The sequence below is a fragment of the Ruegeria sp. CE9 genome (genome assembly GCF_056537425.1).
Map to the genome: position 1 here is coordinate 1 of NZ_JBQFRO010000084.1, position 1,035 is coordinate 1,035.

General features: G+C 55.2%; 1 protein-coding gene. It reads left to right on the forward strand.

Features of this window, described 5'->3' with window-relative positions; genetic code table 11:
- Positions 1–1,035, forward strand: a 1,035-nt coding sequence (locus tag ACR0B3_RS24175) for an NADH-quinone oxidoreductase subunit L (protein WP_480811262.1), incomplete at both ends; no start/stop codon positions are given.

Consider the following 1,035-nt stretch of genomic DNA (forward strand, 5'->3'; position numbering starts at 1 on the left):
CAGGTGCGGCGGCGATGAAGGCCTTTATCGTCAACCGCGTTGGCGATTTCGGCTTCTTGTTGGGGATCTTCGGTCTGTATTGGATGGCGGACTCGATCCAATTTGATGTGATTTTGCCGATGGGTGCGGAACTGGCAGAGCAAAGCTTTGCCTTCCTCGGCTTCGAGGTGAATGCCGCCAATACAATCGCAATGCTGTTGTTCATCGGCGCGATGGGGAAATCGGCGCAGCTCTTGCTGCACACATGGTTGCCTGACGCGATGGAAGGCCCGACCCCTGTATCCGCGCTGATCCACGCTGCAACCATGGTGACGGCGGGGGTCTTCTTGGTCTGCCGTATGTCGCCGATTATGGAATACGCCCCCTATGCCACAAATTTCATCATCATCCTTGGCGCGCTGACCGCGTTCTTTGCGGCCACTGTTGGATTGGTGCAGAACGACATCAAGCGAGTCATCGCCTATTCCACCTGTTCGCAATTGGGATACATGTTCGTTGCGGCGGGGGTTGGGGTTTATTCGGTGGCGATGTTCCACCTCTTTACCCACGCATTCTTCAAGGCCATGCTGTTCCTTGGCGCAGGCTCCGTCATCCACGCGATGCATCATGAGCAGGATATGCGCAATTACGGCGGATTGCGCAAGAAGATTCCCTATACATTCGCGGCCATGCTGATTGGCACATTGGCCATCACGGGCGTTGGTATCCCGCTGACCTATTATGGCTTTGCAGGGTTCCTGTCCAAAGACGCGGTGATTGAAAGCGCCTATGCCTTTGGCGGTGGATTGGGCCATTACGCTTTCTGGATGTTGGTGATCGCTGCTGCCTTCACCAGCTTCTATTCATGGCGTTTGATGTTCCTCACCTTCTTTGGCACCCCGCGGGGTGACAAGCACACGCATGATCACGCACATGAAAGCCCTGTGGTGATGTTGATCCCGCTTGGCGTTCTGGCCTTTGGTGCGGTGTTTGCAGGTATGATCTGGCTGAAGCCGTTCTTTGGGCATCCAGATGAGGTCGGTAAATTCTTTGGCG